This is a genomic window from Methylobacterium sp. Leaf88, from assembly GCF_001422795.1.
GTDB lineage: Bacteria > Pseudomonadota > Alphaproteobacteria > Rhizobiales > Beijerinckiaceae > Methylobacterium.
The window spans coordinates 85350-107185 of the sequence record NZ_LMMK01000005.1 but is presented as its reverse complement, the minus strand read 5'-3'; the positions used below and the strand labels follow the sequence as shown (position 1 = coordinate 107185).

24 protein-coding genes are annotated in these 21836 nt (G+C 69.6%); 16 read left to right on the top strand and 8 right to left on the bottom strand.

The genetic code is table 11. The annotated features are described in order from the left end of the window. Positions 1 to 183 precede the first annotated feature (183 nt). A complete protein-coding gene (locus tag ASF20_RS03660) occupies positions 184 to 1197 on the bottom strand; it encodes an LLM class flavin-dependent oxidoreductase (protein ID WP_056270918.1) in 1014 nt (337 codons plus the stop codon). A 401-nt stretch (positions 1198 to 1598) separates the two neighbouring features. On the opposite strand from ASF20_RS03660, the gene ASF20_RS03655 reads away from it, so the two are divergent. Continuing rightward, the gene (locus ASF20_RS03655) at positions 1599 to 2294 is read left to right on the top strand and encodes a hypothetical protein (RefSeq protein WP_056270914.1); all 696 of its coding nucleotides are present in this window, start codon (positions 1599 to 1601) and stop codon (positions 2292 to 2294) included. Positions 2295 to 2434: 140 nt separating this feature from the next. Beyond that, a complete protein-coding gene (locus ASF20_RS03650) occupies positions 2435 to 2842 on the top strand; it encodes a hypothetical protein (protein WP_056212588.1) in 408 nt (135 codons plus the stop codon). Positions 2843 to 2930: 88 nt separating this feature from the next. Here ASF20_RS03650 and leuB read toward each other — a convergent pair whose 3' ends face one another. Both leuB and ASF20_RS03640 read right to left on the bottom strand, forming a co-directional pair. Continuing rightward, entirely contained in the window at positions 2931 to 4037 is a 1107-nt protein-coding gene (gene leuB, locus ASF20_RS03645; RefSeq protein WP_056270911.1) for a 3-isopropylmalate dehydrogenase, read from the bottom strand. Positions 4038 to 4100: 63 nt separating this feature from the next. Beyond that, positions 4101 to 5063 carry a polyprenyl synthetase family protein gene (locus tag ASF20_RS03640; RefSeq protein ID WP_056212584.1) on the bottom strand — a complete coding sequence of 321 codons (963 nt, stop codon included), beginning with the start codon at positions 5061 to 5063 and terminating at the stop codon, positions 4101 to 4103. Between the two features lie 117 nt (positions 5064 to 5180). Here ASF20_RS03640 and mtgA point away from each other — a divergent pair, with 117 nt between their 5' ends. The 4 genes from mtgA (at position 5181) to ASF20_RS03620 (ending at position 8288) form a co-directional block, all read left to right on the top strand. Next, positions 5181 to 5879 (top strand): monofunctional biosynthetic peptidoglycan transglycosylase, encoded by a 699-nt coding sequence (gene mtgA / locus ASF20_RS03635; protein WP_082501157.1) that lies wholly within the window; start codon positions 5181 to 5183, stop codon positions 5877 to 5879. A gap of 104 nt (positions 5880 to 5983) precedes the next feature. Further along, a complete protein-coding gene (locus tag ASF20_RS03630; RefSeq protein WP_056212582.1) occupies positions 5984 to 6550 on the top strand; it encodes a hypothetical protein in 567 nt (188 codons plus the stop codon). An 80-nt stretch (positions 6551 to 6630) separates the two neighbouring features. After that, positions 6631 to 7395, top strand: coding sequence for a histidine phosphatase family protein (locus tag ASF20_RS03625; protein WP_056270906.1), 765 nt, complete (start codon positions 6631 to 6633; stop codon positions 7393 to 7395). After that, positions 7392 to 8288 carry an NAD(P)H-hydrate dehydratase gene (locus tag ASF20_RS03620; protein ID WP_056270903.1) on the top strand — a complete coding sequence of 299 codons (897 nt, stop codon included), beginning with the start codon at positions 7392 to 7394 and terminating at the stop codon, positions 8286 to 8288. The genes ASF20_RS03625 and ASF20_RS03620 overlap by 4 nt, the downstream gene beginning before the upstream one ends. 38 nt (positions 8289 to 8326) lie before the next feature. On the opposite strand, the gene ASF20_RS03615 is transcribed toward ASF20_RS03620, so the two are convergent. Next, the gene (locus tag ASF20_RS03615; RefSeq protein ID WP_056270898.1) at positions 8327 to 9568 is read right to left on the bottom strand and encodes an argininosuccinate synthase; all 1242 of its coding nucleotides are present in this window, start codon (positions 9566 to 9568) and stop codon (positions 8327 to 8329) included. Positions 9569 to 9776: 208 nt separating this feature from the next. Here ASF20_RS03615 and ASF20_RS03610 point away from each other — a divergent pair, with 208 nt between their 5' ends. From ASF20_RS03610 to atpC, 8 genes are all read left to right on the top strand, one after another. Further along, entirely contained in the window at positions 9777 to 10403 is a 627-nt protein-coding gene (locus ASF20_RS03610; protein WP_056212574.1) for a 2-hydroxychromene-2-carboxylate isomerase, read from the top strand. Positions 10404 to 10505: 102 nt separating this feature from the next. Continuing rightward, complete coding sequence (locus tag ASF20_RS03605) at positions 10506 to 11216, top strand: DsbA family protein (RefSeq protein WP_056270895.1); 711 nt, start codon at positions 10506 to 10508, stop codon at positions 11214 to 11216. A gap of 255 nt (positions 11217 to 11471) precedes the next feature. Further along, positions 11472 to 12044 carry a F0F1 ATP synthase subunit delta gene (locus tag ASF20_RS03600; RefSeq protein ID WP_056212570.1) on the top strand — a complete coding sequence of 191 codons (573 nt, stop codon included), beginning with the start codon at positions 11472 to 11474 and terminating at the stop codon, positions 12042 to 12044. Between the two features lie 69 nt (positions 12045 to 12113). Beyond that, the gene (gene atpA, locus ASF20_RS03595) at positions 12114 to 13643 is read left to right on the top strand and encodes a F0F1 ATP synthase subunit alpha (protein WP_056179751.1); all 1530 of its coding nucleotides are present in this window, start codon (positions 12114 to 12116) and stop codon (positions 13641 to 13643) included. A 121-nt stretch (positions 13644 to 13764) separates the two neighbouring features. Continuing rightward, a complete protein-coding gene (locus tag ASF20_RS03590; protein WP_056270891.1) occupies positions 13765 to 14640 on the top strand; it encodes a F0F1 ATP synthase subunit gamma in 876 nt (291 codons plus the stop codon). 45 nt (positions 14641 to 14685) lie between these two features. Then, the gene (atpD, locus tag ASF20_RS03585) at positions 14686 to 16146 is read left to right on the top strand and encodes a F0F1 ATP synthase subunit beta (protein ID WP_056212566.1); all 1461 of its coding nucleotides are present in this window, start codon (positions 14686 to 14688) and stop codon (positions 16144 to 16146) included. 4 nt (positions 16147 to 16150) lie between these two features. Next, entirely contained in the window at positions 16151 to 16399 is a 249-nt protein-coding gene (locus ASF20_RS03580; RefSeq protein ID WP_056270886.1) for a hypothetical protein, read from the top strand. A gap of 84 nt (positions 16400 to 16483) precedes the next feature. Continuing rightward, positions 16484 to 16885: an ATP synthase F1 subunit epsilon gene (gene atpC, locus ASF20_RS03575; RefSeq protein ID WP_056212562.1), complete on the top strand. Its 402-nt coding sequence runs from the start codon at positions 16484 to 16486 to the stop codon at positions 16883 to 16885. Positions 16886 to 16906: 21 nt separating this feature from the next. Here the strand turns inward: atpC and ASF20_RS03570 are convergent, their stop codons facing one another. From ASF20_RS03570 to ASF20_RS03555, 4 genes are read right to left on the bottom strand one after another with little or no spacing between them, the layout of a single operon-like run. Then, positions 16907 to 18145 (bottom strand): CCA tRNA nucleotidyltransferase, encoded by a 1239-nt coding sequence (locus tag ASF20_RS03570; protein ID WP_056270882.1) that lies wholly within the window; start codon positions 18143 to 18145, stop codon positions 16907 to 16909. After that, positions 18142 to 18399 carry a DUF6111 family protein gene (locus ASF20_RS03565; RefSeq protein WP_056212558.1) on the bottom strand — a complete coding sequence of 86 codons (258 nt, stop codon included), beginning with the start codon at positions 18397 to 18399 and terminating at the stop codon, positions 18142 to 18144. The genes ASF20_RS03570 and ASF20_RS03565 overlap by 4 nt, the downstream gene beginning before the upstream one ends. A gap of 34 nt (positions 18400 to 18433) precedes the next feature. Next, positions 18434 to 19075 (bottom strand): CoA pyrophosphatase, encoded by a 642-nt coding sequence (locus tag ASF20_RS03560; protein WP_056270879.1) that lies wholly within the window; start codon positions 19073 to 19075, stop codon positions 18434 to 18436. Next, positions 19072 to 19650, bottom strand: coding sequence for a DUF1285 domain-containing protein (locus ASF20_RS03555; RefSeq protein ID WP_056270876.1), 579 nt, complete (start codon positions 19648 to 19650; stop codon positions 19072 to 19074). The genes ASF20_RS03560 and ASF20_RS03555 overlap by 4 nt, the downstream gene beginning before the upstream one ends. Positions 19651 to 19889: 239 nt before the next feature. On the opposite strand from ASF20_RS03555, the gene ASF20_RS03550 reads away from it, so the two are divergent. Next, positions 19890 to 20894: a MoxR family ATPase gene (locus tag ASF20_RS03550; RefSeq protein ID WP_056270872.1), complete on the top strand. Its 1005-nt coding sequence runs from the start codon at positions 19890 to 19892 to the stop codon at positions 20892 to 20894. Positions 20895 to 20897: 3 nt separating this feature from the next. Further along, positions 20898 to 21833, top strand: a complete 936-nt coding sequence (locus tag ASF20_RS03545) for a DUF58 domain-containing protein (RefSeq protein ID WP_056270869.1) — start codon at positions 20898 to 20900, stop codon at positions 21831 to 21833. Positions 21834 to 21836 lie beyond the last annotated feature (3 nt).

The window sequence follows — 21836 nt, the reverse complement described above, 5'->3', positions numbered from 1 at the left end:
CCGTTCTCAAGCCTCCCTGCCGTGCGCCGAGCCGCCCACGGCGGCCGGCGGCCCGCCGGCCGCGAAGGTGCGCGGCCCGATCCCGGTCCGCGCCGTCTGGCGCCCGCCGCATCGCAGCATGAGTCGCCAAGGGCGGGAGCAAGACGCCTCGCTCCCGCCTCTGTCAAGGGTTGGACGCTCCGATCACGCCACCAGGGCGGCCGGGGCAGCCTCGAGGGCGTCCCGCGCCTCCGCCAGGATGGCGTAGGAGGTTCGTCGCGCACCCTGGTCGTGGATCGCCGCCGCCACCATGATCTCGTCGGCGCCCGTCTCCCGGATCAGCTCGGCGAGCCCCGCTCGCACGGTCTGGGGCGAGCCGACCAGGCTGCGGGCCAGCATGCGCGAGGCCTGTGCCTTCTCGTGCGGGGCCCAATAGGTCTCGATATCGTCGATCGGCGGTCGCAGCAGGCCGCGCGTGCCGCGCACGAGGTTGGTGAACTGCTGCTGGGCCGAGGTGAAGAGCCGGCGCGCCGCGGCGTCGGTCTCGGCCGCCACCACGTTGATGCCGACCATCGCGTGCGGGCGGCTGAGCTGCGCTGACGGTTTGAAACGCTCGCGATAGAGGGCGAGGGCCGGCAAGAGCTGCTCGGGCGCGAAATGCGAGGCGAAGGCGTAGGGAAGTCCCAGCATCGCGGCGAGCTGCGCGCCGTAGGTGCTCGAGCCGAGGATCCAAAGGGGCACCTTCAGCCCCGTCCCCGGAACTGCCTGGACCGTCTGTCCGGGCTGCGGGTCGTCGAAGAGGGCCTGCAGTTCCACCACGTCCTGCGGAAAGGTGTCGGCGGCATCTGGGGAGCGCCGCAACGCGCGCGTGGTGCGCGGATCGGTGCCGGGCGCGCGCCCGAGGCCGAGATCGATCCGGCCGGGGAACAGGGTCTCCAGGGTACCGAATTGCTCGGCGATGACCAGGGGGGCGTGGTTCGGCAGCATGATGCCGCCCGCGCCGACGCGGATCGTCCGTGTGCCAGCCGCGACGTGCCCGATCACGACAGCCGTCGCCGCACTGGCGACGCCGATCATGTTGTGGTGCTCGGCGAGCCAAAAGCGACGATAGCCGTGCTCTTCCGCGTGGCGGGCGAGATCCACGCTGTTTCGCAGGGCATCGGCAGGCGTCGCGCCCTCGGGCACGAAGGCGAGGTCGAGGACGGAAAGGGGGATCATGAAGTCCTTCTGTGTGTCGCGCGGTGGGCCCCGTACCGAGAGATCGCGATGGGCAGGGCCCGCTGCAAGCACGGGCCGGCATGTGTCGCCCGCATGGGTCGATACCAACGATTCACCCTGTCGTCGGAAAGGCGGAGGCCGCACCCGATCCGGAAACCCCGGTTTGCCGGAGTGGGGAGCAGGATGGGCTCGGGCGGCGCGCGGTCGCCGAAGAACCCCGGAACGCGATGCGAACGGTTTTCGAGCGAGACGGATTGGGAACGGACGCGACGGCTACAGAGCGGATGCGGCTTCCTTGTCCGTCGGTCCGCCACCTCATGCAGGTCTTGGCAGCGGGGGCCGTGGTCGCGGTCTTGAGTCTGGCGGCACGGGGAGGAGGGCCCGACCCTGCCGCTTCGGCCATGGAGGCACCGCCCGGGCCCGGCTTCGTGCCGGTCTCGGCTCAGGCCGTGCGCCCCGCGATGCCCCTCGCCCTGTCGGCGCCCCGCTTCCGCCTGAACGACCCCGAGGCGATCGAGGCGCCGCGCGCGGAGGCGGCCCGGCTCAATCCGTCGAGCGGCCGTCGGGAGGACCTTTTGGTCCAGGGCGGCTTCGATACGATCGAGGCACCATACCTGCGCCTGACCCTGACCGAAGCATCCGAGACCGAGCCGGGCCCTAGCCTGTTCATCACCCTGGCCCGACGGGCCGCGGATGGTCAGGCCCTGGCCGTGATCCGCACCGGAGAGCGCGGTGCCATCGAGACCAAGTTCGGCCCCATGGAGACCCTCCAGTTCACTCTCGGTGGCGAGGGCAAGCGCGCCTGCACGGGCTTTGCCAGCCTGAACTCCGGCGCGCTGCGCCTGGACGGCTGGCTCTGCGCGCCCCTCGGACAGGCGCCGGAGCCGCGGGCCATCACCTGTCTTCTCGACAAGGTCGTGCTGAACGGTCAAGCTTCTCCGGAGCGAGAGGCCGCCTTCGCGAGCTTCGAGGCCCGGCGCGATCCCGGATGTGGGCCGCCTGCCCTTGTCGCGACGGTGTCGCCGCGGGATATCGGAAGCGAGACCGGATCGATCCCAAGTCGGGCCACAAGAAAGTCGGGCCACACGAAAAAATGAGGCTAAACTGCGGCGATCGCGCGAAGCGCGGCCATAATCCGGGAACCTCGGCCGGGCTGGCACGTCTTCCCTCCATGCGAAGGCCTTAGTTTCTTAAGGAAGCCCGGCCTACAGTCCCACAGCTTCAACGAAGGTGCGTCATGCGCTCTGTCTCGATTGCCCTGATGGGTGCCCTCACGCTCGCAGCCGTCGGCGCGAACACCGCTGCCGAGGCCCAGGGGCGTTATGCGCCGGCCGGCTACCGCGTCAGCCAGCCCCTGCCGATCCGCATCCGTCCGCGGAGCTGGCTCGATGCCGGCAACGTGGTCGAGGCGAACAACGGCTCGGTCAGCAACCCGGCAACCAACCCGCAGTTCATCACTGCGAGCTACCTGAACTCGCCCCCCTATGGCCGCAACGATCGCTTCGGCGGTGGCATCCTGTCGGATCCGATCACCAACGGCCCGTTCGTCGGCGCCCGTTCGAGCGCGATCCGCAACGTCGACCTGTCGGCCATCGACGCGATCGACCCGACCTCCTACGTTTCGCGCTTCGGCAACCCTTACTAATTCCAGCCTCAAAAGCCGGACATGCGACGGGCCCCTCACGGGGCCCGTTTTCGTTTGGACGTCGCTCGCTGCGACATCCGCACCTGAATCAGGCGGCGGCGTGCCTCAATTCGCGGATGATCGCGTCGCCCATCTCGGCGGTGCTGATCGGAGCCGTTCCCTCAGCAGCGATGTCCCGTGTGCGGGCGCCGGACGCGAGGGTGCGGGTGACGGCCGAGTCCAGAAGGTCGGCGGCTTCACCCAGGCCGAAGGAGTAGCGCAGGCACATGGCCAGCGAGCCGATCATGGCGATCGGGTTCGCGTAACCCTTGCCGGCGATGTCGGGTGCCGAGCCGTGGACCGGCTCGTAGAGGGCCTTGCGGCTGCCCTTGGCATCGACGGCGCCCAGGGAGGCGGAGGGCAGCATGCCGAGCGAGCCGGTGAGCATCGCCGCCACGTCCGAGAGCACGTCCCCGAACAGGTTGTCGGTGACGAGGACGTCGTACTGCTTCGGGCGGCGGACCAGCTGCATGGCACAGTTGTCGGCGAGCACGTGCTCCAGGCTCACGTCGCTGTACTCGGCATGGACCCGGGTCACGACCTCCTTCCAGAGGACGCCCGACTTCATCACGTTGTGCTTCTCGACCGAGGCTACCCGGCCCGAGCGCTTGCGGGCGAGGTCGAAGGCCACGTGGGCGATCCGCTCGATCTCGGCCGTGGTGTAGACCTGGGTGTCGACGGCGCGCTTCGAGCCGTCCGGCAGGGTGGTGATCTCCTTCGGCTCGCCGAAATAGACGCCACCCGTGAGCTCGCGCACGATCATGATGTCGAGGCCCTCGACCAACTCGCGCTTCAGGGCCGAGGCCTCGGCGAGGGCCGGGTAGCAGATCGCCGGACGCAGGTTGGCGAAGAGGCCCAGATCCTTGCGCAGGCGCAGGAGCCCTGCCTCGGGCCGGATCTCGTAAGCGACATCCGCCCATTTCGGGCCGCCCACCGCGCCGAGCAGGATGGCATCGGCGGCATCGGCCCGGGCCAGGGCCTCGTCCGTCAGCGGCTTGCCGTGGGCGTCGATGGCGCTGCCGCCGACGAGGTCGCGCTCGATCTCGAAGTGGGCGAGACCCAGCGCATCCAGAACGCCGATCACCTTCTCGACCTCTGCCATCACCTCGGGGCCGATGCCGTCGCCGGGGAGGAGGAGGAGCTTGTAGGGGGTCATGGGATCAACTCGCGATGGATGTTCGAAGGACGGGGGGCAGGCGGTCCGCCGTCGGATCAGGCGTCAGACCTTGCGCGCCACCGTGAACCGCGCCGCCTGGCGCAGGGTCTCGGCCTTGTCGCCCCAGGATGCCACGGCCTCCTCGCAGACGCCGACGAGGCGGTCGCACTCGGCACGGGCGCCGTCGAGGCCGAGGCGGTCGACCAGGGTCGCCTTGCCGGCATCCTTGTCCTTGCCGGTGGCCTTGCCCATGGCTTCGGACGAAGCCTCGCGGTCGAGGATGTCATCGGCGATCTGGAAAGCCTGGCCCAGGGCGTGGCCGTAGCGCAGCAGCGCCTTGCGCTGGTCCGGGGTCGCGCCGCCGACGATCGCACCGGCTTCCACCGAGAAGGCCAGGATCGCGCCGGTCTTCATGGCCTGAAGCTGCAGCGTATCGTCGACATCGAGGGAGACGGGACCGAAGCGACCCTCGGCGCCGAGGTCGAGGAGCTGGCCGCCGACCATGCCGCCGAGGCCCGAGGCCTTGGCGAGACCGAGCACGAGGTCCGCGCGCACGGCAGGATCGGGTTGCCAGGCGGCGTCGGCCAAGATCTCGAAGGCCAGGGTCTGGAGGGCGTCGCCCACCAGGATCGCGGTCGCCTCGTCATAGGCCTTGTGCACGGTGGGCTTGCCGCGGCGCAGGTCGTCGTCGTCCATGGCGGGCATGTCGTCGTGGACGAGGGAGTAGCAGTGCACCAGCTCGATGGCCGAGCCGGCTGCGAGGGCGCCGGTCTCTGTCCCGCCGAGCATCCGGGCGGTCTCGATGGCCAGGAACGGGCGCAGGCGCTTGCCGCCGCCGAGCACGGCGTGGCGCATCGCGTCCATCAGGCGCACCGGACGGGTGATCTCGCCGGCCTGCGTCTCTGGGGTCAGGCGCTCGGCGAGGTAGGCCTCCACCGTGTCCGCAACCGTGGCAAGCCTGTGGGAAAACGCGTCGACCGGGGCATCCGCCTTGACCGAAGCGTGGGATCCTTGCGTTGAGGTCATGTTCGGTCGGGCCTTCGGTCAGACGGTGTCGTGTCGTGGGCGGGGGAGGTTCGAATTCAGGATCGGGAGGAGAGCGCGGAGCAGCCGTTGCGGCAGGTTTCGGCGCGCCCGCTGCCGATGCGCGAGGCATCCGGCAGGACACGGGCGAGAGGCTTGCGACGGATCGTCAACCTCATCCTGCTCCTCCCCGTCATCGGCCTCGTCCTCTTATTGTCGCTCGCGCTCGTCTATAGTGCGCTGACCCCGCCCTCAACCCTGATGCTGGGGCGATGGTTGACGCTGCACTCCGTCGACCGGCAGGCGGTGGGGCTCGAGGCCATCTCACCCTACCTCGTCCAGGCCGTCATCGCGTCGGAGGACCAGCGCTACTGCCTGCACAACGGCGTGGATTGGGGCGCCCTGCGGGACGTGGTCGACGACGAGGAGGGCCCGAGCCGCGGCGCCTCGACCATCCCGATGCAGACGGTGAAGAACGTCTTCCTGTGGCCGGGCCGATCGGTGATCCGGAAGGCGCTCGAGATCCCCCTGGCCCTCGTGGCCGATACCCTGTGGGGCAAGCCGCGCACCATGGAGATCTACCTCAACATCGCCGAGTGGGGGGAGGGGGTGTTCGGGGCCGAAGCCGCTGCCCGGCGCTGGTTCGGCAAGCCGGCCCGCGCCCTCACCCGCGGGGAGGCGGCGCTGCTGGCCGCCGTGCTGCCCAACCCGATCCTGCGCAATCCGGCTCTGCCCTCGCGTGGCGTCCGGGCCCAGGCCGCTCGGATCCAAGCGCGGATGAACGGCGTCTCGGGGCTGATGGGTTGCCTGAAGCGGTAGCCCGAGGCCACGGGATCGGCTACCTGCCGCCCATCCTCATCGCGGTGCTGAGCCCCCGCGACCACGACCTGCCCCCGCGCGACCCCATGGGCGAAAGACCGACGATGACCCAGCCGACCTTCGAACTCACCCTCGAGCGCATCGCGCTGATTCGCCGGATGGTGGTGGCCTGGAACCCTGAGGGCGTCGGTGCGCCCATCGTCCACCCCGACGCGCCCTACGGCAGCACCGACCGCGACGGCGATATCTTCAACGTCACCGGCGACGACGACGGGGCCGACGAGGAGCACCGCGCTCTGGGCGATGCCCTTGCGGTTTTCACCGCCAATGCCGTCCTCAAGCCGGGGCGCTACGCCTATCACAACACCCTGGCGAAGCTTGCCTCCGACGATGTCGGCGACGTCTTTCGCGATGAGGCCACCGGTGAGACGCCCGAGCACGTCACCTTCGACGTCGCGGCCGAGCAGGTCGCCCGCGTCAAAGCCCTGGCGATCCGCTGGGACGCCGCCCGCGACGTGCCGGCCGTGGACACGGACGCGCCCTACGGCCCGGGGGTCGGCCTGCCAACCGGGCACCGCGAGATGCAGCCGGTGCTCCAGATCTTCCTGCGCTACGCCGATCTCGGCCCGGGCGACTTCTCCCGCGGCACCTCGGGCTGGCAGCCAGCTTGAGGGGTGCGAACGACGCAGCAAGCGAACGGATCGGCCTGCAGGAACGTTGGCGGTGGAGAACAAGCCGAGGAACGTGACGGATGCTGCAACGCTGGCCGAGCCGGATCTGGGTCGTCCGACACGGCGAGAGCGCGGGCAACGTCGCGCGCGATGCCGCCCATGACGCTGGGCTGGAACGCATCGACATCCCGGAGCGCGACGTCGACGTTCCCCTGAGCGATCGCGGCCGTCGGCAGTCCGAGGCGTTGGGGCGCTGGTTTTCCGAGATGCCGGACGCGGAGCGTCCGAACGTGGTGCTGAGCTCGCCCTACCTCCGGGCACAGCAGACCGTCGCGGGCATTCGCCGGGCCGGCGGCCTCGCATCGGACGCGGCCGACGACACCGTCGACGAGCGACTGCGCGAGAAGGAACTGGGGATGCTCGACCGGCTCACGCGCACGGGCGTCGACGCGCTTCATCCGGAACAGGCCGAATTGCGGGCCCGCCTCGGAAAATTCTACTATCGCCCCACCTGCGGCGAGAGCTGGTGCGATGTCATCCTGCGTCTGCGCGGCGCCATGGACACGATTTCCCTGCACCACGGCGAGAAGCGCGTCCTGATCGTCGCCCACCAGGTGGTGGTGCTCTGTCTGCGCTACCTCATCGAGAACCTCAGCGAGGCCGAGATCCTCGGCATCGATGCCGAGGGAGACGTCCTGAACTGCTCCGTTACGGAATATGCCTTCCGGGCACAAACGGGTTCCACCGGCCGCCTCCATCTCGCGCGCTACAACTTCGTCGCCCCGGTCCAGCGGGCAGGCGCTCCCGTCACCGCCGAACCCTCGCTGACGGAAGACGTGCGATGACCGGGAGCGAACTCGACGCCGCGTGCCTGCGGGCGCGTCCGCTTCCGACCCCGGAGGCCGGCAGCAAGGACGACCGCGGCAGCGTTCTCGTCCTCGGCGGCTGCGCCGAGGTGCCGGGCGCCGTTTTCCTCGCCGGCGTTGCGGCCCTGCGGGCCGGTGCGGGCAAGCTGAAGATCGCCTCCGTGCGAAGCGTCGCCGTGGCGATGGCCCTGGCCGTGCCCGAGGCGATGGTGATCGGTCTCCCGGAGACCGGCGGGGGCGAGATCGAGGCGGAGGCCGCGGCCCCTCGCATCGCCGAGGCGGCCCGGCGCTGCGACGCGGTGCTGCTCGGACCCGGCATGAACACCTGCGCGATCACCACAACGCTGGTCCGCACGCTGCTCGCGGACCAGGACGAGATCGCCTACGTCCTCGATGCCGGCGCCATCTGCGGCCTTGCTGCCCATGCCGAGACGGTGCGCGCCCTTCTCGCTCCGCCGGTGCTGACACCGCATGCGGGGGAGATGGCGCAGCTCCTGGACTGGGACCGCGGGGCCGTAGAGGCAGAACCCCTGAAGGCGGCCCGGCGCGCTGCCGAAATGCTGCGGGCCGTGGTCATCATGAAGGGCGCCGAGAGCTGGATCGTCGCCCCCGACGGCGCGCACTGGCACTACGATGGCGGCGGCGTCGGCCTCGCCACCTCCGGCTCGGGCGACGTCCTCGCGGGCGTCATCACCGGCATCCTCGCCCGGGGCGTCGATCCGCTGACCGCCGCTCTGTGGGGCGTCTACCTCCACGGTGACGCCGGCGCCCGGCTCGCGAAATCGGTCGGGCCCGTGGGATTCCTCGCCCGGCAGATTTCCGGCGAGGTGCCCCAGATCCTCCAGGGCTTCTCCGCAAGTCGGTCCGTCTAGCCGGGTCCCCGTGGGGAGGGGACCCGGCGGGTTTCGCCTCAGGCGCCGAGCTTCTTCCTGCGCTGGGCGAGGGTGCGCAGGCGCAGGGCGTTGAGCTTGATGAAGCCGGCCGCGTCGCGGTGGTCGTAGGCGACGGCGCCCTCCTCGAAGGTGACGAGGTCCTGGTCATAAAGCGAGTTCGGGCTGGTGCGGCCGATGACATGGACGCCGCCCTTGTAGAGCTTCAGCCGGACCTCGCCGGTGACCATCTCCTGGCTCTTGTCGATCAGGGCCTGCAGCATCTCGCGCTCGGGCGAGAACCAGAAGCCGTTGTAGATCAGCTCCGCGTATTGCGGCATCAGCTGGTCCTTGAGGTGTGCGGCACCCCGGTCCAGCGTGATCGACTCGATGGCCCGATGGGCGGGAAGCAGGATGGTGCCGCCCGGCGTCTCGTACATGCCGCGGCTCTTCATGCCGACGAAGCGGTTCTCGACGAGGTCCAAGCGACCGATACCGTTGTCGTGGCCGAGCTGGTTGAGCTTGGCGAGCAGGCTCGCGGGCGACAGCCGCTCGCCATCGATGGAGACGGCGTCTCCCTTCTCAAAGCCGATGGTGATCACGGTCGGCGTATCCGGCGCCTCCTCGGGCGAGCGAGTGCGCGAGTAGACGTAATCCGGCACCTCGTCGGCGGGGTCCTCCAGCACCTTGCCCTCCGAGGAGGCGTGCAGGAGGTTGGCGTCCACGGAGAAGGGGCTCTCGCCGCGCTTGTCCTTGGAGATCGGGATCTGGTGCTGCTCGGCGAAGGCGATCAGCTGCTCTCGGCTCTTCAGGTCCCACTCGCGCCAGGGGGCGATGACCGTGACGTCGGGCTTCAGGGCATAGTAGCCGAGCTCGAACCGGACTTGGTCGTTGCCCTTGCCGGTGGCGCCGTGGCAGACGGCGTCCGCCCCGAGCTTCTCGGCGATCTCGATCTGCTTCTTGGCGATCAGCGGCCGGGCGATGGAGGTGCCCAGGAGATAGACACCCTCGTACTGAGCGTTGGCCCGGAACATCGGAAACACGTAGTCCCGCACGAATTCCTCGCGCAGATCCTCGATGAAGATGTTCTCGGGCTTGATGCCGAGCAGTTCCGCCTTCTTGCGGGCCGGCTCGAGCTCCTCGCCCTGGCCGAGATCGGCCGTGAAGGTGATGACCTCGCAGCCATAGGTCGTCTGCAGCCACTTCAGGATGATCGACGTGTCGAGTCCGCCGGAATAGGCGAGCACGACCTTGTTGACGGGCTTCGGGTTCGCGTCGGTCATGAGCTCGCTTCCGGTTCGGGCGTCGTGTGCGTCGGCGTCGCGCGCCTCCGCGTCGTGATTGCCGCGGCTTATCAGCGGAGCGCGGGGCCGTGCAACCGCTGTGCCGTCGGACGCGTTCGCTCAGCGTGGCCGTGAGCGTGAACCGCCTTGTCGCGAGCCCTCGGGCGGGCGACACTCACGACCGTTCTCGACCCCGGAGATTCGACGCATGCCGCGCAGGCCGACCCTCGAATTCTGGTACGAGTTCGCATCGACCTATTCCTACCTCTCGGCCATGCGGATCGAGGCCCTGGCGGCGGCGGCCGAGGTCGAGATCCGCTGGCGCCCGTTCCTGGTCGGGCCGATCTTCGCCGCGCAGGGCTGGAATTCTTCGCCGTTCAACCTCTACGCCGCCAAGGGGCGCCACATGTGGCGCGACGTCGAGCGCGAGGCGGCCCGGCTCGGCCTCCCACCCGTCAAGCGCCCCGATCCCTTCCCGCAGAACAGTCTGAGCGCCACCCGCGCGGCGACCTACGGCATGGACCACGATTGGCTCGTGCCCTTCTCCAAGGCCGTCTACGAGGCCGAGTTCGCCCGCGGGCAGTCGATCGCCGAGCCGCCCGCCGTGGTGTCGATCCTCAACGGCCTCGGCCTCGACGGCACGATTATCCTGAAGCAGGCGGCGGCGGAGGCGAACAAGGGGCGGCTGCGCGTCAACGGCGAGGAGGCGCGGTCCCGCGGGATCTTCGGTGCACCGACCTTCCTGGCCGGCGACGGCGAATTGTTCTGGGGCAACGACCGCCTGGAACAGGCCCTCGCCTGGGCGGCGGGGGACCGGCCCGGCGCGATGCGCTGAGGCGGGGCGGCGCGGCGGCGCTGGCGGTCGGGCACCGGCGGGTCTAGAAGCCGGGCGGCTTTCCGCACGCTTCCCCGATCCCCACGCTACCAGGGCCGCCCCATGAGCTTCGCGTTACCGGGCCTACACCGCCGGCGCTTCCTCCTCGCCTCCACCGGCCTTGCCGCTGGCCTCGCGATCGCCGGGGAGAGTGTGGCACAGGGCTACGGCCAGGCGTTCAAGGTGGACAACGACGAGGGCCGGCCGGTCGCGAACATGCGTCTGCCCGGCGAGATCGTCGGCGAGATTCCAGCTCTGCGCGGGGTCACCTATGTCGGACCGGCCGAGGCAGAGACGACCCTGTACGAGTTCTTCGACTACAATTGCCCGTATTGCCGGAAGGCGGCGGCCGACATGGTCTCCCTCAGCGAGAGCGATCCATCGCTGCGAATCGGCCTGATCAACAATCCCATTCTCGCGGTGCAATCGGCCCAGGCCGCGAAGGTCGCCCTTGCGATCCAGCGCAAGCTCGGATCGGCAGCGGCCTGGAGCCTGTATCGAACGCTGCTGGCCAAGCCCGGCAAGATCGACGGGCCCGGCGCCCTCCAGGCCGCCGCCAAGCTCGGTGTGCCCGCCGCCGAGATCGAAAGCATCGCCGACAGCGAGGAGGTGCGGCTCGCCCTCAAGGCGCAGATGCGCATGGCCGCCGATCTCGGGCTCGCCGCGACCCCCTCCTACGTGCTCGGCAACACGGGGCTTCTCGGCCATCCCGGCCCGAAGGCCCTCGCGCGGATGGTCGCCGCGACCCGACGCTGCGACCGCATCGCCTGCTGAGGCGGCCTCACCTTCGCCACCGTTTGTCCGCATCGGAACAGGGTTCGGCATCTCGCGTTGCACAACGCACCGGCGCAAGTTCCATCGTCTTGCGCCCCCCGGACACGCATGCTAGGCCCTCGCCGCGCCGGAAGGGCGGGCTTTTCATGGCCCGCGCAGACCGGCACGTTCCCAATCCTGACGGTTTCAGAGCCCGCGCCGAACACGGCGCGACGCGGCCGGAGCCCTCAGGCAGGATTGAAGAGAGAGCGGCGCGTGGCGCAGAACGGTTCCGAGGCGGGTTCCCCGGTTGCAGGCGTAGCGGCACGCTACGCGTCGGCCTTGTTCGAGCTGGCGCGCGATGAGCGCGACGTCGATGGCGTGGCGGCGAGCCTCGACCGGTTCGACGCGATGCTCAAGGAGAGCGCCGACCTGCGACGCTTCGTGCGCAGCCCGATCTTCACGGGCGCCGAGCAGGAGGCCGCCATCGTCTCGCTGCTGGAGAAGTCCGGCATCGGCGGCATCGGCGGCAACTTCATCCGCCTCGCGGCCGCCAACCGTCGACTGTTCGCCCTTCCCGACATGATCCGCGCCTTCCGCACCCTGGTGCGCGAGTCGAAGGGCATCGTCCGCGCCGAGGTGACCGTCGCCGAGCGTCCCTCCGACGCCGTCGTGGAGGAGATCAAGGCCTCCCTGCGCGACGTGGCGCGCGCCGAGATCGACCTCGACCTCAAGATCGACCCCAGCCTGATCGGCGGCCTCGTGGTCAAGATCGGCAGCCGCATGGTGGACGCGTCCCTGCGCACCAAGCTCAACGGAATTCGCCTCGCGATGCGGGAAGCCCGGTAAGGGCCCTCGAGGCCCGACCGCTTCCCGTTCCCAACCCCATTCATTCAATCCAAGACAAGAGGCCCGACGATGGACATCCGCGCCGCCGAGATCTCCGCGATCCTGAAGGATCAGATCAAGAATTTCGGCCAGGAAGCCGAAGTCACCGAGGTCGGTCAGGTTCTGTCCGTCGGTGACGGCATCGCCCGCGCCTACGGCCTCGACAGCGTCCAGGCCGGTGAGATGGTCGAGTTCGAGTCGGGCGTGCGCGGCATGGCCCTCAACCTCGAGCAGGACAACGTCGGCATCGTGATCTTCGGATCCGACCGCGACATCAAGGAAGGTCAGACCGTCAAGCGCACCGGCGCGATCGTGGACGTGCCGGTCGGCAAGGCGCTGCTCGGCCGCGTCGTCGACGCCCTCGGCAACCCGATCGACGGCAAGGGCCCCATCGCCACCACCGAGCGTCGCCGCGTCGACGTGAAGGCGCCGGGCATCATCCCGCGCAAGTCGGTGCACGAGCCGATGGCCACCGGCCTCAAGGCCATCGACGCCCTGATCCCCGTCGGCCGCGGCCAGCGCGAGCTCATCATCGGCGATCGCCAGACCGGCAAGACCGCCATCGCCCTTGACACGATCCTGAACCAAAAGCCGGCCCATGCCGGCACCGACGAGAACGCGAAGCTCTACTGCGTCTACGTCGCCATCGGGCAGAAGCGCTCCACCGTCGCCCAGTTCGTGAAGTCGCTAGAAGACAACGGCGCGCTCGAGTACTCGATCGTTATCGCCGCCACCGCGTCCGACGCCGCGCCGATGCAGTTCATCGCACCCTTCGCCGGTTGCGCCATGGGCGAGTACTTCCGCGACAACGGCATGCACGCCGTGATCGTCTATGACGATCTCTCCAAGCAGGCCGTCGCCTACCGCCAGATGTCGCTGCTGCTGCGCCGTCCGCCGGGCCGCGAGGCTTACCCGGGCGACGTGTTCTACCTGCATTCGCGCCTGCTCGAGCGCGCCGCCAAGATGGGCGATGCCGCCGGCAACGGCTCGCTGACCGCGCTGCCGGTCATCGAGACCCAGGCCAACGACGTCTCGGCCTACATCCCCACCAACGTGATCTCGATCACCGACGGCCAGATCTTCCTCGAGACCGACCTGTTCTACCAGGGTATCCGCCCGGCGGTGAACGTCGGTCTCTCGGTCTCTCGCGTGGGCTCCTCGGCCCAGACGAAGGCGATGAAGAAGGTCGCCGGCAAGATCAAGGGCGAGCTCGCGCAGTACCGCGAGATGGCCGCCTTCGCGCAGTTCGGCTCGGACCTCGACGCCTCGACCCAGAAGCTCCTGAACCGCGGTTCGCGCCTGACCGAGCTCCTGAAGCAGCCGCAGTTCTCGCCGCTGAAGATGGAAGAGCAGGTGGCGGTGATCTACGCCGGCGTGAACGGCTACCTCGACACCCTGCCGCTGAACAAGGTCCGTCCCTTCGAGGACGCCCTGCTTTCGGCCCTGCGCACCAAGCACGCCGACCTGCTCACCAAGATCCGCGACTCGAAGGACCTGTCGGACGACAGCGCCAAGACGCTGAAGGGCGTCGTCGAGAGCGTCGCCAAGTCGCTCGCGTAAGTCGCGGCATCGACAGCGAACCCGGTCGCCTGCGGGCGACCGGATCTTGAGCGAGCGCAGGCGCCCGGATCGTCCGGGCGCCTCGCCTTGAGCGGCAGCGGATGGATCTGGAAGTCACCCCATGGCGAGTTTGAAGGATCTGCGGAACCGCATCACCTCGGTGAAGGGCACGCAGAAGATCACCAAGGCGATGCAGATGGTCGCCGCCGCCAAGCTGCGGCGCGCCCAGATGGCCGCCGAGAGCGCGCGTCCCTATGCCGAGAAGATGTCCCAGGTTCTGGGAAACCTCGCGGCGAACCTCGTCGGCGGCGTGCAGGGGCCCCGACTCCTCTCCGGCACCGGCGCGGAGAAGACCCACCTGCTCATCGTCTGCACGGCCGATCGCGGCCTGTGCGGCGGCTTCAACTCCTCGATCGCCCGTCTCGCCCGTGACCATGCCCGCCGGCTGATGGCCGAGGGCAAGACGGTGAAGATGATCACCGTCGGCAAGAAGGGCTACGACCTCCTCCGCCGCCAGTTCCGTGACGAGATCATCGAGAACCGCGACCTGCGCGGCAACAAGGCGGTCGACTACGAGTTCGCCGCCGAGATCGCCGACAGCATCATCGCCCGCTTCGATGCCGGCGAGTTCGATGTCGCGACGTTGTTCTACTCGCGATTCCGCTCCGTGATCTCGCAGATCCCGACGGCGCAGAAGCTCATCCCGGCCGAGCTGCCGGAGACCGGCGCCACGGCGCCGGACGCCGCCCTTCAGTTCGAGCCGAGCGAGGAGGCCATCCTCGACACGCTGCTCCCGCGCAACCTCACCGTCCAGGTGTTCCGGGCACTCCTGGAGAACGCCGCTTCCGAGCAGGGCGCTCGCACCGGCGCCATGGACTCCGCCACGCGCAACGCGGGCGAAATGATCAAGAAGCAGACGCAGATCTACAACCGGACGCGTCAGGCCATGATCACCAAGGAACTCATCGAGATCATCTCGGGCGCCGAAGCGCTCTAAGCGCAGACGACGCCCTGACCGCAACATATCCAAAGGACCCGTAACATGGCGAACACCGCGATCCCCGGCGCCGGCTCGAACAAGGTCGGCAAGATCACCCAGGTCATCGGCCCCGTGGTCGACGTTCACTTCGACGGCCACCTGCCCGAGATCCTGAATGCCCTGGAGACCAAGAACAACGGCAGCCGCCTCGTTCTCGAAGTCGCCATGCAGCTCGGCGAGAGCACCGTGCGCTGCATCGCCATGGACACCTCGGAAGGCCTGGTCCGCGGCCAGGAAGTCACCGACACCGGCGAGGCCATCAAGGTTCCGGTCGGCTTCAACACCCTCGGCCGCATCATGAACGTCATCGGCGAGCCGATCGACGAGGCCGGCCCGATCCAGTCGGACACGCTCCGCGCCATCCACCAGCCGGCGCCCGCCTATTCCGAGCAGTCCACCGAGTCACAGATCCTCGTCACCGGCATCAAGGTCGTCGACCTCCTCGCCCCCTATGCCAAGGGCGGCAAGATCGGCCTGTTCGGCGGCGCCGGCGTCGGCAAGACCGTGCTGATCATGGAGCTCATCAACAACATCGCCAAGGTGCACTCCGGCTACTCGGTGTTCGCCGGCGTCGGTGAGCGGACCCGCGAGGGCAACGATCTCTACCACGAGATGATCGAGTCCAAGGTGAACATGGACCCCAAGGAGCACAACGGCTCCGCCGAGGGCTCCAAGTGCGCCCTCGTCTACGGTCAGATGAACGAGTCCCCCGGCGCCCGCTCGCGTGTCGCCCTCACCGGCCTCACCATCGCCGAGGACTTCCGCGACCAGGGCCAGGACGTGCTGTTCTTCGTGGACAACATCTTCCGCTTCACCCAGGCCGGCTCGGAAGTGTCGGCGCTCCTCGGCCGCATCCCGTCGGCGGTGGGCTACCAGCCGACGCTCGCCACTGACATGGGCGCCCTCCAAGAGCGCATCACCACCACCACCAAGGGCTCGATCACCTCGGTGCAGGCCATCTACGTGCCCGCCGACGATCTGACCGACCCGGCCCCGGCCGCCTCGTTCGCCCACCTCGACGCCACGACTGTGCTGTCCCGCTCGATCGCCGAGAAGGGCATCTACCCGGCCGTGGATCCGCTGGACTCCACCTCGCGCATGCTCAACCCCGCCGTCCTCGGCGAGGAGCACTACGACGTCGCCCGCAAAGTCCAGCAGACCCTGCAGCGCTACAAGGCCCTGCAGGACATCATCGCGATCCTGGGCATGGACGAGCTCTCGGAAGAGGACAAGCTTACCGTCGCCCGTGCCCGTAAGATCGAGCGCTTCTTCTCGCAGCCCTTCTCGGTGGCCGAGATCTTCACCGGCTCGCCGGGCATCCAGGTCCCGCTGGCCGACACGATCAAGGGCTTCAAGGGTCTCGTGAACGGCGAGTACGACGACCTGCCGGAGGCGGCGTTCTACATGGTCGGCACGATCGAGGACGCCAAGGAAAAGGCGAAGAAGATCGCCGCGGCGGCCTGAGGTCTTGAACCTCAAAGCCGTTCTCCTTCTCGTCGGTCTCGTGGTCGGCGGTCTCGCCGGGTATCTCACCCGGCCCGAGGCCGCCGAGATCAAGATCGGGTCGTTCAGCCTCGAGGTTCAGGGGGATTCGCCGGCGGGAACCCGCGGCGGCTCCCTGACCACGGGCCAGATGCAGCATATCGGCATCTTCGCCGTCATCGGCGCGGTGCTGGGCCTCGGGATCGGCTTCGTCGCCGATCGCCGCAGGGCCTGACGACGAACACGACGGCGCGCGCCCCTCTCGGGCACGGCGCGCCGTCCTTCCGCACAGACAACCCGAGCCGGGATCCTCGACCTCATGGCCACCTTCCAGTTCGATTTCGTCGGTCCCGAGCGGACGCTGTATTCCGGCCAGATCGAGGCCGTGCAGCTGCCCGGCATCGAGGGCGAAATGACCGTGCTCCCCGGCCACGCTCCCGTGCTCACCGCCCTCAAGGTCGGCGTCATCGTGATCAACGAGGCCGGCCATACCGGCAAGCGCGTCCTGGTCCGCGGCGGCTTCGCCGACATCGGCCCGACCTCCGTCACCGTCATTGCCGAGCGTGCGAACCCCTTCGAGGAGATCTCGCCGGAGTCCCTCGACCGCGACATCGAGGCGGTCGAACTCCTGCGCGACGCCACCGAGGATTTCGCCAAGAAGGACGAGCTCACCGGCCAGATCGTCCAGCTCCGCGACGCCAAGGTCGCGCTCAAGCTCTGAAGGCCGATCGTCTGCGAGGTCCTACCTGGCCGCGTGCGCGAGCAAGGCCTCGCGCGCGGACGCATCGTCCGGGCAGCCCAGATCCAGCCACAGGGCCCGGGCCCGGGCGAGTCGACGACCGATCTCGGGACCGGGCCGAACGCCCCGCGCCACCAGATCGGCCCCCCCGAGGGGAAATTTCGGCGCCCCGACGCGGCCGCTCGCCAGATCGTCGAGATAGCGTTCCGCCCCCGGCGAGAAGTTCGGCATCGGTTCGCTCCGGGTGGTCGTCCGCGCCAGGGAGAGGCCCCGGCGGTCGTGATCGGCGGCCAAGCGTCGGATCTCCGTGTCGTCGATCATGGCCCGTCCATGCAGAGCATCGAGGGCGCGCCCATAGGCCACGAGGGCGTCAAGGTCGGTCCTCGAGAGCCGTAACTCGGCCTCCAGCCGTGCGGCATCCGCAGCGGACCACACCGCCAGCGCCGCCAGTCGGTCGATCGCGGACGTCTCCGAGCCATCCGCGAGGGCGCGGGCGAAGCGCTCGAGATCCCCGAATCCGCCGATCAGCCGCAACAGCAGTCCGGTCTCACTCAAAATCGCGACGGCCGCAGCCGTGCCGGGCGCGAGGAGCAGCTTGAGGAATTCCGCTCGGATGCGCTCGCGCGAGAGCCCATCCAAAGCATCGCGGGCGGAGATGCAGGCCGACAGGCCCTCCGGGTCGGGAGGTCCGGCGCCGTAGCGGGCATGGAACCGGAAGAACCGCAGGATGCGCAGGGCATCCTCGCGAATGCGGGTCCGGGCCTCGCCGATGAAGCGGACGCGTCCCGCCCGCAGATCGTCGACCCCGCCGGTCGTGTCGTGGAGGGTGCCGTCGGGCGTGAGGGAGAGCGCGTTGATGGTGAAGTCCCGGCGCTGCGCATCGAGGGCAAAGTCGCGCCCAAACCGCACCACGGCGCGGCGCCCGTCGGTTTCGACATCCTCCCGCAGGGTCGTGACCTCGAAGGAGGCTTCGCCCGCGAGCAGCGTGATGGTCCCGTGCTCGATCCCGGTGGGAATGGCGCGCAGGCCGGCCGCCTCGGCCCGGGCGATCACCGCCGGGGGCAGCAGCGTGGTGGCGAGGTCGATGTCGTCGCCGGCGCGCCCGAGCAGAGCGTCGCGGATGCAACCGCCGACGAGCCGGGTCGCCTCGCCCTCGGCGGACAGGGCGCCGAGCACGCGACGGACCCCCGGTCGGTCGAGAAGGTGGCCGAGGCCCGCTCCATCGAGGACGTGTCCGCTCACTGGAACCGCCCGGGCACGACCTGGCCGTTCTCCAGGTGGGGCGGTACGTAGCCGCCACGATGCCGTTCGCTGAAGAGCCCCGTCGCCACCAGGGAGAGGACGACGAGGACGATGCCCGCCAGGGTCAGGCGGAAGGCCTGCCCGTCCCAATGCACGCCGTGGTCGGGCCGGCGTCCGCGGACCGCCAGGTAGAGGGCGTAGAGCAGGAACGGCGAGAGGAAGATCAGGAGTTCTTCGAGGACGCGGCGGATCATGAACGTCTCGAATCGCGATGGGATGGGCGCTGCGTCACGGGAAGAGGCGCTCCTGCAAGTTGTTGACGATCCCGGCGGTGACGCCCCAGATCCGGAACGCGCCGTAGGTGATGGCGTAGTAGCGCCGGTGACGACCGCGCCAGATCGCGCTCTCGATGCGGCGCTGGGCCGGATCGAGGAGGTGGCTCAGCGGAACCTCGAACGTGGCGGCGACCTCGTCGGGGTTCAGCGACAGGTCTGCCTCCGGGTCGACGAGACCGAGCACGGGCAGGACCAGGAATCCCGTGGCCGAGAGATAGGGATCCAGGTAGCCGAGCACACGGATCGCCTCGGCGGGAAGTCCGACTTCCTCGCGAGCCTCGCGCAGGGCAGCATCGGCCGGGCTCGGATCGCCGGCGTCGATCTTACCCCCGGGGAAGGCGATCTGCCCCGAATGATCGCGCAGATGCGCGGCACGGACGGTGAACAGCACATGGGGGCCCTCGGCCCGGGGCAGCACGGGCACGAGAACCGCCGCGCGCCGGTGGGGGCGCTCCGGCACCACCGCCCCATCGGTTCCGTCGAGGTCGTGGTCGCCCCGCGGGTTCGCCGTCGGAGAGCCATCGCCCGGCGGTTCCGCCGACAGGTACGCGGAGGCCCGGGCGACGAGGTCCGCCAGCGCAGCGTCCTGCCTCATGCGCTCTCGGCGGGCGCGATGCGGTGGAAGATGCCGCCGGCCATGACGCCGAGCCAGCCGTCCTGCTCCTCCGCCAAGGCGAGGAGGTCGTAGGTCAGCGCCCGGGTCAGCAGCGCCCAGAGGTCGCGGCGGACATGAACGTAGGGGCGCAGGCCGCCCCCCGCATCCTGCTCGAAGCGCAGGGCATGGCCGGCTTCCACGGGCACGAGGTCGTCGACATTGGTGCGGAAGGCGATGCGCCGCCCCGGACCGTCGCCCTCGACCGCCATCTCCACGGCTACGAAGGGCGCATCTTCCACCGTGATGCCGACGCTCTCCACCGGGGTGACCAGCACGTAGCCGCCACCGGGCTCGCGCCGCAGGATCGAGGCGAAGAGCTTGACCAGGGCCGTACGGCGGATCGGCCTGCCGTCGTGGTGCCAGGTCCCGTCGGCGGCGATCCGCATGTCGATCGCCCCGCAGAAGGGCGGATTCCAGCGCTCCAGCGGCGGCGGGCCGCGGCGCGCCACATCGCCCAGGGCGGCGCTGAGGCGGTCGATCGTCGGATCGGCGACGGGAGGGGTCGGTTCGGTCATGCGGTCACAAGATAGCGCATCCGGACGGCGGGGGAACGGCGGCGCGACGTCCTCTCCGCGCCGACGAAGGCCAGCGCGCGCAGGTCCGAACCCTGCGTCGTCGCGCCGACCTTGCCAGCGTGCCGCAAAGGGCGCCACACTCCCGGACAGACGGCCGACGCCAGGCCCGCCCCTCGATGGCGCATTCCCGCCGCGCGCGGCCCTCGCCGGCCGATGCGGAGAAGTCAGGACCGAGACGCATGATTCAGGGCTCCCAGTCGGCCACCACCCTCGATGACGGCATCGTCGCCACGGCGGAAGCCTGCCTCGGCTCGGTGGGGCAGGCCCGCGAGGCGATCCACAAGGTCATCTTCGGCCAGGAGCAGGTCGTAGACCTCGCCCTGGTGACGATCCTGGCCGGCGGCCACGGCCTGCTGGTCGGCCTGCCGGGGCTCGCCAAGACCAAGCTGGTCGAGACCCTCGGCACCGTCCTCGGCCTCGATGCCCGCCGGGTGCAGTTCACGCCCGACCTGATGCCGTCCGACATCCTCGGCACCGAGATCCTGGACGAGGACGCCGATCGCCACCGGTCGTTCCGCTTCGTCAGGGGGCCGGTCTTCACCCAGCTCCTCATGGCGGACGAGATCAACCGCGCCAGCCCGCGGACCCAGTCCGCGCTGCTGCAGGCCATGCAGGAGAACTTCGTCTCGGTGGCTGGCGAGCGCCACGACCTGCCGCGCCCGTTCCACGTGCTGGCGACCCAGAACCCGATCGAGCAGGAGGGCACCTATCCGCTGCCCGAGGCGCAGCTCGACCGCTTCCTCCTGGAGATCGACGTCGGCTATCCCGACCGCGCCGCCGAGCGCCGTATCCTGATCGAGACCACCGGCGTCGATGAGCACAAGCCGGTGGCGGTGATGTCCACCGAGTCCCTGCTGACGGCCCAGCGCCTCGTGCGCCGGCTGCCCGTCGGGGATGCGGTGGTCGATGCCATCCTCGACCTCGTGCGCGCCGCCCGCCCCGAGGGCGGCGATCCGTCTCTCAAGGGCAAGCTCCTCTGGGGGCCGGGCCCCCGCGCCAGCCAGGCCCTGACCCTGGCGGTGCGCGCCCGCGCCCTGATCGAGGGCCGCGTCGCCCCGTCCATCGCCGACGTGAAGGCCCTGGCCGAGCCCGTGCTCAAGCACCGCATGGCACTGAGCTTCGCGGCGCGCGCCGATGGCGAGACGATCTCGGGCCTCATCGCCCAGCTCGCCGGCAAGCTCTAGGGCATGGCGATTCCCCGGCCCGGCGGCGGCGCCCCCCAGGTCCTCGACCGGAGCGCCCGCAATCCCGGACGCCGCGAGACCGAGCATGCGCTCGCCCTGGCCGAGCGCATGCCGCGGCTGATCCTCGAATCCCGCCGGGTGTCCTCGACCCTGGCTCATGGCATCCACGGCCGCCGCCGGGCCGGGCCGGGCGAGAGCTTCTGGCAGTTCCGGCCCTTCGTCGCCGGCGAGGCCGCCGCGCGCATCGACTGGCGCCGCTCGGCTCGCGACGATCGGCTCTACGTACGCGAGCGCGAGTGGGAGGCCACCCACAACATCTGGTTCTGGATCGACCGCTCGGCCTCGATGGGCTTCGCCTCGCACCTGGCACAGGCACCCAAAGTGGAGCGCGCGCTGGTGCTCGGCTTCGCCCTGGCCGACGCCCTGGTGGAGGGTGGCGAGCGCACCGGCCTGCTCGGCCTCACCCGCGCCACCGCCTCCCGACGCATCGTCGAGACCATGGCCCAGGCCCTCGCCGCCGATGCCAAGGGTCAGGACGACGATGCTCCGCCGCCCGCCACGCCGGGCCGGTTCGACGAGGCCGTGCTGATCAGCGATTTCCTGTCGCCGCCCGATGCCGTGAAGGCGTCGGTGGACCGGCTCGCCGGCCGAGGCACCCGGGGTCACCTCGTGATGATCGTCGATCCCGTCGAGGAAACCTTTCCGTTCACGGGTCAGGCGGTTTTGCACGACCTCGAGTCGAAGCTCAGCCTCAATGTCGGCGATGCTGGCGCCTGGGGCGAGGCTTATCGAGTGCGGATCGCCGCCCATCGCGATCGCCTCGCGGAGATCGCCCGGACCCAGGGCTGGACCCTGACGATCCATCGCACCGACCGTCCGGCGAGCGAGGCGGCCCTGCGCCTTCTCACCCTCGTCGCCGCCGCGCGCGGGACCGGCTGAGGA